This window comes from Bradyrhizobium sp. JR4.1 (assembly GCF_040548605.1).
Classification (GTDB): domain Bacteria; phylum Pseudomonadota; class Alphaproteobacteria; order Rhizobiales; family Xanthobacteraceae; genus Bradyrhizobium; species Bradyrhizobium canariense.
Genome location: NZ_JBEPRY010000035.1, coordinates 42988 through 53300, shown reverse-complemented (window position 1 = coordinate 53300; position 10313 = coordinate 42988). Strand labels below are relative to the sequence as shown.

At 58.1% G+C, this 10313-nt stretch carries 7 protein-coding genes; 1 reads left to right on the top strand and 6 read right to left on the bottom strand.

Translation table 11 applies throughout. The features are described 5' to 3' along the window. Positions 1-294 precede the first annotated feature (294 nt). The 6 genes from ABIB90_RS37805 to ABIB90_RS37780 all read right to left on the bottom strand — a co-directional run bounded on the left by ABIB90_RS37805 (position 295) and on the right by ABIB90_RS37780 (position 8318). Positions 295-1152, bottom strand: coding sequence for a MaoC family dehydratase (locus ABIB90_RS37805; RefSeq protein ID WP_354202555.1), 858 nt, complete (start codon positions 1150-1152; stop codon positions 295-297). A gap of 224 nt (positions 1153-1376) precedes the next feature. After that, entirely contained in the window at positions 1377-3587 is a 2211-nt protein-coding gene (locus ABIB90_RS37800; protein ID WP_354202554.1) for an acetate--CoA ligase family protein, read from the bottom strand. 62 nt (positions 3588-3649) lie between these two features. Continuing rightward, positions 3650-4813, bottom strand: a complete 1164-nt coding sequence (locus ABIB90_RS37795; RefSeq protein ID WP_354202553.1) for an acyl-CoA dehydrogenase family protein — start codon at positions 4811-4813, stop codon at positions 3650-3652. A 90-nt stretch (positions 4814-4903) separates the two neighbouring features. After that, complete coding sequence (gene pimC / locus ABIB90_RS37790) at positions 4904-6103, bottom strand: pimeloyl-CoA dehydrogenase large subunit (RefSeq protein WP_354202552.1); 1200 nt, start codon at positions 6101-6103, stop codon at positions 4904-4906. Positions 6104-6589: 486 nt separating this feature from the next. Next, complete coding sequence (locus ABIB90_RS37785) at positions 6590-7414, bottom strand: enoyl-CoA hydratase-related protein (protein ID WP_354202551.1); 825 nt, start codon at positions 7412-7414, stop codon at positions 6590-6592. Between the two features lie 130 nt (positions 7415-7544). After that, a complete protein-coding gene (locus ABIB90_RS37780; RefSeq protein WP_354202550.1) occupies positions 7545-8318 on the bottom strand; it encodes a EutQ-related cupin domain-containing protein in 774 nt (257 codons plus the stop codon). A gap of 662 nt (positions 8319-8980) precedes the next feature. Here ABIB90_RS37780 and ABIB90_RS37775 point away from each other — a divergent pair. Next, positions 8981-10090 (top strand): DUF2817 domain-containing protein, encoded by a 1110-nt coding sequence (locus tag ABIB90_RS37775; protein ID WP_354202549.1) that lies wholly within the window; start codon positions 8981-8983, stop codon positions 10088-10090. Positions 10091-10313: the final 223 nt, after the last annotated feature.

Here is a 10313-nt window from a genome sequence, read left to right as displayed (position 1 = left end):
TCTCCTCTGCACGATCCATCGGCACAAGAACTTCACGATGAGTCCTCGTGGAGATGAGAAACCGTGCGCTGTGTGCTTGACTGGGGACATCAGAACGGAATGATCCCCGGACTCCCCTTTGGTCATGACGCTCCCCCTCGTTATGCAGAACTAAACTAAGGTGTTGGGCGTATAACTATCCACGAGCGTAGCCACCTAACCGGCGCAAGGAGTCATAAATCGGCGAGGATCGAAGAAATTCTGCAGAATAAAGGGCAAGTTTAGCGAAATCATCCCGCGCCGCTACGAGGCTTGTCAGCCAAGCATTGTCATGCCGTTCTTGACAACTTTGACGCCGCGCTCCTTCACGCTCGCTTCGAACGAGATCAGGTTGCCATCCTTCCACATCTCCAGCGTCACGGTCTCCCCGGGGTAGACCGGTGATGAAAAACGCGCCGCGTGCCGCCTGAAGGCGCTGGGATCATAATCGGCATAGGTCTGCAGAATGCCGCGGCAGGTGATTCCGTAGGTGCACATGCCGTGAAGGATTGGCTTCGGAAACCCAAATTGCTTGGCGGACTCCGGATCGGAATGCAACGGATGGCGATCACCGCACAGCCGGTAGATCAGCCCTTGATCGGGGCGCGTGGGGATGTTGACGACCCGATCGGGCGCTCGGCGCGGCATTTGGTGTGGCGCGGGCTGACCATCGGTAGGACCGCCAAAACCGCCATCCCCACGCGCAAAATACGAACTCACCAGGCTAGCCAGCTGTTCTCCATGGCTGCCCTTCAGCACCGTTTGGAAGCGGATGACTGCCCCCTTGTCCTTGCCTTTATCATAGACCCCAATCACGGAGGAATCGGCCGTGACCTGGGCGGCGGGCGGAAGCGTGCCGTGAAATGTGATGTCCCGTTCGCCGTCCAACGCGATGGAGTCTAGATTGAATTCACCAGGTTCAGCGAAGCCGGCTGCAACTGAGGCAAAGGTTGGAACGACCTTCAGTGGCCGCGCCGTCGCCGTGGCCTCGTTCACGAAAGCGAGCTCCCTCTCATCCAGGGGATCAGCTCCCATGCCGATAGCAAGAGCGTAAAGCAGCACATCGCAATCGCTATAGCTGTATTTTTGGTAGAGTCTCTTCATGGCCATCAGCTGCTCATAGTTGATTGCCATTGTGATCTTTCTCGCGCCAGGGCCTGGCCGGAACTAATAGAGCTTCGACTGCTTACGATTATTTGCGGAGAGAAACCAAGCAACGAGCATTCCTTGGGATGATTCTCTCTTCTAGCTAACAACGATCACTCTGCGCCGCCTCTCTCCTCGAGCAGGCGGCGATATCCTTCTTTAGCGATCTGGCTGGTCGAGCCAAGCCTTGCAGCTAATCGCCGGCTCGCCCGTCAAGCTCCTGTAAGCTTCTTTTTTGTGATGAGGCAATCAACGGCGACTAGCCCAGCCCCACTGGCAGAAAGGATGACGGGATTGATGTCAATCTCGCCGATCTCGTCGGCCAGATCGGCGCAGAGCGTCCCGAACTTGACAATGCAGTCGGCCAGTCCCTCCAAGTCTACCTTGGCGCCGCCCCGCGCACCACGCAGAACGCTCGCACCGCGTAGCCGCCCGATTGCCGATTGCACGTCGGCCGTATCGAAAGGCGGCAGCAGCACCTGCACGTCGTTGAGTGCCTCAACCCAGATTCCGCCCAATCCGAAGGCGATGACCGGCCCGAATTGCGGATCGAAAGTAGCGCCCAGCATGATCTCCGGCCCAGATCTGGCCATTTCTTGCACGACAACGCCGGCGATCTTCGCTTCAGGGCGGTGCGACCGGACCGAAGCCACGATTTGCTCGAACGCCTCCGCTGCTTTCTCGGCTGACGAAATATTCAACACGACGCCGCCAACGTCGGTCTTGTGCACGATCTCGGCCGACTCGACTTTCATCACCACCGGAAAATCAAGTGTCCGTGCAATGCGCGCCGCCTCATCCGCCCGCGTTGCGAGCGCTTCGCGCGTGACGGGAATTCCGTAGAGCGCGAGGAGACGCTTGCCCTCCCGCTCCGTCAGAACGTCGTCTTTCGCCTCGCGCATGATGCGCAATGCCTCAGAATAGCAAGCGGTGCGCCGGCCCCACTGGGCCGATAGGCGATCACCGGGTTTATGGCCGCGTTGGAACTCAGCATAGCCCATCAGAGCAGAGAGCGCCTTCAGCCCAGGAGCTAGACCCTGCAAAAACGGCATGCCGTTGAATTCGGCCTTCGGCTCGATCATCGGATCCTTTGGATCGAGAGAGCTGTAGAAATGGCCGCCGGGGAGGCTCAATATCGGGAAGACAACCTCTGGTGCCGCCGCTGCAGCCCGCGTTAAGGCTTTCCCGAGAGCTGATCCCATATCCAAGCAGGAAGGGAAGCCGCGGCCCCAGATGACCATGTCATACGCGTCACAGGTGGCAAGTGTGCTCAGCGACTCATCGATGATGCGCGTGTCATAGCCGCCCTGTGCGGTGAGATCGAGCGGATTGCCGACATTGCCGAACTCGGGAAAGACCCTCTCCAGCCGAGCCTTCGCCGGTGCGGGCAGCGGCGGAAATTCTATGCCGTAGGAATCGGCGACGTCGGACAGAATGCCGGCGGCGGTACCAGAGAAAGATGCGAACGCGACGCGGCGGCCGCGCGGCCGCTTCGTCGAAGACAGCGCAACCGCGGTCTCGATTAGATCATCAACGGTATCGACCCGGACGACACCCAATCGTTTCAGGACGGCATCGATCGCCACGTCTGAACCTACGAGAGAGCCGGTATGAGCCAATGCCGCTTGCCGGGCCTTTTCAGAGCGGCCAACCTTGATCATCACAATGGGCTTGCCCTTGTCGGCCGCGCGCTCGCAGGCCTTGATGAATTCAACCGGCCGCCTGATCTGCTCGCAGTAGGAGGTGATGACGCGCGTCTCCTCCTCGTCGACAAAATAGTCAATGAAATCTGCGACATCGAGACATGCCTCATTGCCGACAGTGACCACGCGACCGATGCCGATTCCGCGAGCCAGCAGTGGCACGATCAAGCTGTAGACCAGAGTGCCGCTCTGCAGGATGGAACTAATTCCGCCTGCCTTCATGCTATGAAAGTCCAGCGGGACCGCCATCAGCTGATTGGCCGCGTTCATCAAGCCGAAGCAGTTTGGACCGACCACCGGGATGCCGGTTCGTGCGGCCCACTCCATAAGCCAGCGTTGCTTACTTTCCCCGTCCCCGGCTTGCTCGGCAAATCCGCTGGAGATGATCTGAATCGCTCGCACACCAGCGGCTTCGCAATCCTCGAGCACTTCGGGAATGGCTTTGCTTGGAATGGCGACCATGGCCAGGCCAACGGGATGAGGGATGGCTTTCAAGCTCGGATAGCATGGCACGCCCGCGATCTGCGTGTAACGCGGGTTCACCGCAACGACTTCGCCTGAGAAACCCCATTTCTTGATATTCGTGAGGATTTCGGTCGCGAAGCCTCCCTTCTGGGAAGCTCCCACAATGGCAACGGATTCCGGCCGAAACAGCTGGCTGATCCTACCCGCCGTTCCCTGCTGAAGGCGGTCTTGTTGCAGCACACGATCAACTTGCATGTTTAACCCGTCGGTTCTTGTATTGGGTAACGCTGGCGTCTCGTTTGGACGAGGTCCTTGTCCTATCGTTGGATTGCTTGCTCGCCGAAGAGGCCCCCGAGCGAGGCGAGCCGCTGAAGATGGTGGTCGGTATCGCCGAATGACGCGTCGATCATCGTTACATGCTTAAAGTAGTGCCCGATGCTGTATTCCATCGTCATACCAATGCCACCATGGAGCTGGATAGCCTGCCGTCCGAGCGCTTTGGACGACTGGCCGATCTGCGCTTTTGCCGCCGACAGCGCCCGCTCACGCTCGGTCACATCGCTCTCTCCTGCCATCATGGTGGCGTACGTCGCCATGGAACGCGACTGCTCCAATTCAACGAACATATCGACAGCGCGGTGCTGAAGCACCTGGAAGGAGCCGATGGTCGTGCCGAACTGCTTGCGCGTCTTCAAGTAATTGACGGTGATGGCATGCATTTCAGCGAAGCAGCCGATGGCCTCGGCGCACAAGGCCGCAATCGCTTCGTCTGCAACGCGTGAGATAATCGGGAAAGCGCCTGCCGGGTCGCCGATAACGTCAGCCGCCGCCATTCGTACATTCTGAAGCGTGATCTCGGCCGCGCGCAGCCCGTCTTGCGTCGGATAGGCGCGACGCATAAGGCCGGGCGCGTTAGCGTCAACCAGGAAAAGGCCAATCCCGTCCTTTTCTCGCGCGCACCCCGCCGTTCGCGCCGACACGATGATCTTGTCCGCGGCATCGCCATGGAGGACAAGACCCTTGGTCCCGTTGAGCACCCAACCATCGCCGTCCCTCTTGGCCTGGGTTTCAACATCGAAGAGGTCATATCGCGACTGAGGTTCGGCGTACGCGAAGGCGAGTTTCATCCGACCTCCCGCAATGGCGGGGACGAGCTTCGAATTTTGCGCTTCATTCGCCCCATGCCGCAGGATGCCGCCTGCGAGTACGACGGTTGCGAAATATGGCTCAAGGATGAGCGCCTTGCCGAAAGCTTCCATGACGATCATGGTTTCGACCGCCCCGGCGCCGAGCCCGCCATGAGACTCCGCAAACGGCAGCCCGAGAAGCCCCAGCTCAGCATAACGCGCCCACATCGCTTCACTGAATCCCAGCTTCTCCGTCCGGTACTTCCGGCGGTCTTCAAAGCTATAATGCTCACGCATCAAGCGCTCGACGCCATCCTTAAGGAGCCGCTGCTCCTCGGAAAGATCAAGATCCACTAGAAAACCCTCCTGAAACGGGGCCACATCTTCGCCCCTCAAACCGGTTAGAACGCCGCGCGGTCAGCAGCTTTGTGTTTTGCTGAAGCGTCAGAGGCCGAGGACGACTTTGGCGATGATGTTCTTCTGGATCTCATCCGAGCCGCTATAGATCGGCACCTTGCGTCCGTTGAAATAAGCGGGCGCAATCGGTCCAGCCCAATCGGGACCGATCGCCGTCTCCCCGCGCTGAAGCTCATCCTCTGATTGATAGGGCAGCGCGTAAGGGCCGATCACATCCATCAAAAGCTCAGCGGTCGCCTGCTGGATCTCCGAACCCTTGATCTTGAGGATCGAGCTTGCGGGGTCCTGCGTACCCTTCTCGAGCTTCGATTGGTTGGCCACGACGCGGAGCTGCGTCATCTCGAGCGCCTTGAGCTGGACCTCGACGGCCGCAATCTTCTTGCGGAAATCGGCCCTGTCGATGAGCCGCTCGCCCCCGAAGCGGGCGCGTGAAGCAAGTTCCTTGATGCGCCGGATACGCTCCTTCGAAAGGCCAACACAAGCAATCGTGACACGACCGTTGCCAAGAACAAACTTGGCGTAATCCCAGCCGCGATTTTCCTCGCCGACGAGGTTCTCGACAGGAACCCGCACGTCGTCAAAGAAAACCTCACAAACCTCCGGATAACCGTCGAACAACTGGATCGGACGCACGGTAACGCCCGCCGACTTCAGGTCGATCAGGAGAAAGGAGATGCCCCGCTGTTTCTTGGCGTCAGGATCAGTCCGAACCAGGCAGAAGATCCAGTTGGAGTATTGCGCTAAGGAGGTCCAGATTTTCTGGCCATTGACGATGTAGTGGTCGCCGTTACGCACGGCCCGCGTTTTGAGCGACGCAAGATCGGAACCGGCTCCCGGCTCGGAGAAGCCTTCGCACCACCAATCGTCGACGTTTACAATGCGCGGCAGGAAGTACTTCTTCTGCGCTTCGTTGCCGAAAGTATAGATAACCGGCCCAACCAAGTTGATGCCGCTACCCGCCGGCTCCGGCGCCGGCGTCTGGCTCACTTCCTCGCCGAAGATGTACTGCTGGACTGGCGTCCATCCCTTGCCGCCGTACTCGACGGGCCAATGCGGTACGGCCCACCCCTTCTGCGCCAGAATGCGCGTCCAGCGCACCTTATCATCCTTGCTAGGATGCCGGCCCGCAATCAGCTTCTCTCGGATATCCGCAGGGATTGCGGAGCGGCAGAATGCTCGAACCTCGTCGCGGAAGGCAAGTTCGTCAGCGGTAAAATTCAGATCCATCGTTGCTTCCTAGTTGCGCGATACCGCGCGCCGATCGTTAATTGTTGGCAATATACCAGGCGCCGAATCCAAAAATCCCGATTCCGACGGAACGAAGCAGAAAACCTGCAATATAATCGATAATTGCGAAGTTTTTCTGCGCCATAAAGCTGGGCTGTCTCGGTCCCAGTCGTAATCAGGCTAAACTTAGCTGAGAGCCCAATCTAAACTAGGATGTTGGCTATGACCGGACGCGCGAATTTTCTGAAGCGGCGAAAAGCGTTCTCTCGGCCGCGCTCCTGGCGATGCAAACCTTACCGGTTGAGCATCGCTCCTCGTGGAACAGAGCATAGCTCGCAGGCTTGCGCGAGAGGTCTCGAACATCCCCTGGCACCTCGCGCGGCGGCGCCAGCAAGGATCGCTCCTGGGTGCGTCACCGCGAGAGCAGCAGATGATCCATCATCGCTGCCTCCCAAAGATTGCCTGCTCAGAAGTAAGATCGATCCTTCAACGTCCCTGAAACACGGGTTTTCGCTTCTCCGCAAAGGCCCGCACGCCATCTTTGTGATCGAGCGTCAATTCCGTTTTTATCAGGTTCTCGGCCTCATGGTCCATCGACCCGAAAAGGTCGGACGCCGCCGCGTGATCCAGATTGTCCTTGATACAGCTAAACGCGAATGTAGGCCCCTGGGCGAGTGAAGCCGCAAGCTCAAACGCGGATTGGGGTAACTCCGCGTCCGCCACCACGCGGTTGAGGAGGCCCAGCGCTTCTGCCCGCCGCGAGTCGATGCGCTCGGACAGCAACATCAGTTCGCGCGCGCGGGAGACCCCAACGAGCTTCGTCAGCAGCCAGGCTATACCGCAATCGCCCGACAATGCGACCTTCGCATATGAGGTGGTCAAGATGGCCGACTGCGAAGCAATGCGGATGTCGCAGGCGAGTGCAATCGCAAGGCCCGCACCCGCAGCAGCGCCCGGAAGCGCCGCAACGGTTGGCTTTCTCACGGCGAACAGGTCACCGATTAGCTTTCGCTGGTCAGCCCGCAATTCGGCCACCCGCTGCTGGAATGTTGCTTCAACTGTAGCCGAACTCTGCCCCATGCCTTTGACATCGCCTCCGGCACAGAAAGCGGTCCCTGTGGCGGTAATCAGGATCGCACCAACGTGTGGATCGTCAGCAAATCGCTTGATCAGCTTGCTCCAGGCGACTTTCATTCCTTGGGAGATCGCATTCCGCGCCTGCGGCCGGTTGAGCGTAATCACACCCACGCGATCACGGATCTCCGCCAGTAGATCATCTGTTCCGGTATTGATTTGTAACGATTGCGACATGCGCGATAGCTCCGCTGTACTTCGCCAAGGCTGGGCACCAACATACGAATGACCGCAAGCCCAGCGATGGCATGGTGGATTGGGAGCTCAGCATAGCCCTACTGAGCTCTCAGAGCCTCATCGTATAGACTTATCGAACCGATGCAGGCCACGGCTTCGGCCTAACCGGCTGACTTCGCAGACGCCAGTCAACCGGGTACGGGACGAAAAACATGATCCCTCTTTCGCCTTCGTACTTCAGCGGAGTGCCTTTCGGCAGCCAGACCACGTCCCCCAACCGCGCGTCGAATGCCTGACTATAGTTCTCACCTGTGCGAATCCGCATCACTCCACCAAGCGCGACCGAGATCTGGTCATATTCCGTTGTCCAGTCGACCGAGCTACCGTTGAACGTCGCGATCGTCGCACCAAGTGATTTACTGATCTCTGGAGTAACGAGGCTGCAGGTAGATGCATATCCGCCCGAATAGATTTGCATCTGTGAATAGATCATGTCCGTGCTTCGGAAATGATAGACGTCGTTCAGGGGCTTATCGTCCTCGGTCGCCTCGCTGCGAGTCCGCCAATCAACAGGGTGACGAGCATAAAATACCTTGGCCTTGTCCCCTTGGTACTTCAGGCGGGTTCCTTTAGTAAGCCAAATTACATCGCCGAACTTCGCTTCAATGACACGGCCATAGTTTTCGCCGGTGAGAAGCCGAAATAATCCACCAAGCACGACGATGGTCTCATCATAATTCACCTTGCGTTCGATCGAGCAGCCGTCGTACGTGGCGATGCCGGCATCGATTGTCTTGCTGATTTCTGGACCGACCAATTGGCAAATACTCGCGGAGCCACCGGTGTCGATATGCATCTGCGCAAATACCACGTCCTCGCTCTTCACATAGAGCGCTTTAGTCATCATCGTTCTCCCTTCTTGATCCAGGAGCCTGCCCAAGAGGCATACACCCGGTTCTTTTCACGCAATCGTTTGAGCAAGTGCCCCAATCTTCGTCACCGCCCCATAAGTGCCGTCACCGCACCATAAGTGCCGTCGGTGAAATCGGGACGAGAGACAACGTGAGGAGGGTCGGTCCCTCGCCATTTTGTCATACGCCGTCTGAATGATCACCGCTTCCATTGCGGGGCACCACGGGTGCCCCTTACGCAGAAAGATCCGCAGCGACTATATTGCATCGATAGGGGCCCTGATCTTGCGAAAACTCCGCCCGTTGAGGCAGAATCCTGCAAAATGATCGACGCATTGTACCAAATCAGACCCAAATGGGCTCCATCACGCTTCAGCTTTCGTTTTGGGCAAGGTTCTGGGTAGCGACGCTCTAGGAGTGAGCTGCTCCTCGCGCCAATTCTCCTCCCCTTGCCCCAGACGAAAGGTCGGGGTCGGAGCCGCTCGTGCATTCATTCACCGGATCGCCGGGCGTAAACGCCGAAAAACTGCGAACTGCTTCAGGTAAATCTGGCGCTGATCTGCCCGAGACCAGTTGCGTTCGGCTCAGTAACTCTGAGTCCGACAAGTATAGATGATCGACTATCGCTATGTCTTGAATCATGATCGGAATGCTCATGGACGACGCCATTCTCAATGCAGCGAATAAGCATTTCGCGTCGAATTACTTCGAAGCTCGTCATAAGTTTCGGGACTACGTCCGCAAAGCCGCCGTCGGTGAGGCACGGGTTTATCCATCCCCCGCTTATGGGCCCGGTGGAGAAGAGCTCTCGACGGATGTTGCCTGGTTTGGTGATCGAGGCGCCTCGAAAGTGGGGGTTCTCATATCGGCTACGCACGGCGCCGAAGGATATTGTGGATCCGCAGCGCAGCTCGACTGGTTGGCCGAGCGTGGTTACGAACAGCTGAAGTCTGATGAAGCCACGTTGCTAATTCATGCCATCAACCCATACGGGTTCGCATGGGACCGGCGTGTTACGCAAGAAGGTTGCGATCTCAATAGGAACTTCATCGATTTCACGGCTCCCCTTCCTAGAAACGAGGGATACGACGCAATCGCGGATAGTCTGGTACCAAGTGCCTTGGATGGGCCTGTTTTTGCGGCGGCCGAAGCAGCGATTGAAAGGTACCGGGCAGCCTATGGTGAAATCGCCTACCGAAAGGCACGGACCAGCGGTCAGTATCGCCATCCGACAGGAATGTTCTTTGGCGGCTTCGGCCTCAGCGTAGCTCGCCAAACACTCGAACGGATCGTGTCGGACTACAGTATCGCGTCGCGTCAGCTAGTCTTGATCGTAGACTATCACACAGGCCTCGGACCATATGGCTATGGTGAGCTGCAATGCGAGCAGGCATCAGGCATGACTGGATATCAGCGGGCGCGCGACATATTCGGCCATTCAGTCACTTCACCAGATCTCGGCACCTCATCGGCCTTGGTACTGAATGGCACGCAAGACGACTATTGGCAGCGGCTTCTGGGTGATCGCCACGTCTACGTTTGTCTAGAGTTTGGAACCTATCCTCCTGAGGCGGCCAGAGCAGTGTTGCGCGCTGACCATTGGCTTTATGCCTACGGGCAGGCTCAGATTCAAACCGACTTTGGGCGTGACATTCGCCAACGCGTGAAGCAGCACTACTATCCGGCTGGAGCCGATTGGAAGGAGATGGTGCTATGTCGCACTCGCCAGGTTCATCGGCAGATGATTCAAGGCCTGCGAAGGTGAACGCGGGCTCGCGCGCTCAACGAACATGACGGCACCAGGTGTATCGAACGCTCAAACCGCCCTCATGGGCGTCTTCCTCCCTGGGATGGCCCGTTCCACAAGGAGCGGGCCGCCTTTTTGGAGAGCCGCCATCCGGGCGCGGAGGGTAACTTAAACACTCACCGCACCAAGATGGCTATTCAGCGTGGCTGGTTCCGCCCAAATACACCAACGTCGAGAGGAT

Bases quoted from the DNA above. Each gene is read 5' to 3' on its own strand.
- ABIB90_RS37805 (WP_354202555.1), bottom strand. From the start codon at position 1,152: ATGGCAATCAACTATGAGCAGCTGATGGCCATGAAGAGACTCTACCAA.
- ABIB90_RS37800 (WP_354202554.1), bottom strand. From the start codon at position 3,587: ATGCAAGTTGATCGTGTGCTGCAACAAGACCGCCTTCAGCAGGGAACG.
- pimC (WP_354202552.1), bottom strand. From the start codon at position 6,103: ATGGATCTGAATTTTACCGCTGACGAACTTGCCTTCCGCGACGAGGTT.
- ABIB90_RS37785 (WP_354202551.1), bottom strand. From the start codon at position 7,414: ATGTCGCAATCGTTACAAATCAATACCGGAACAGATGATCTACTGGCG.
- ABIB90_RS37780 (WP_354202550.1), bottom strand. From the start codon at position 8,318: ATGACTAAAGCGCTCTATGTGAAGAGCGAGGACGTGGTATTTGCGCAG.
- ABIB90_RS37775 (WP_354202549.1), top strand. From the start codon at position 8,981: ATGGACGACGCCATTCTCAATGCAGCGAATAAGCATTTCGCGTCGAAT.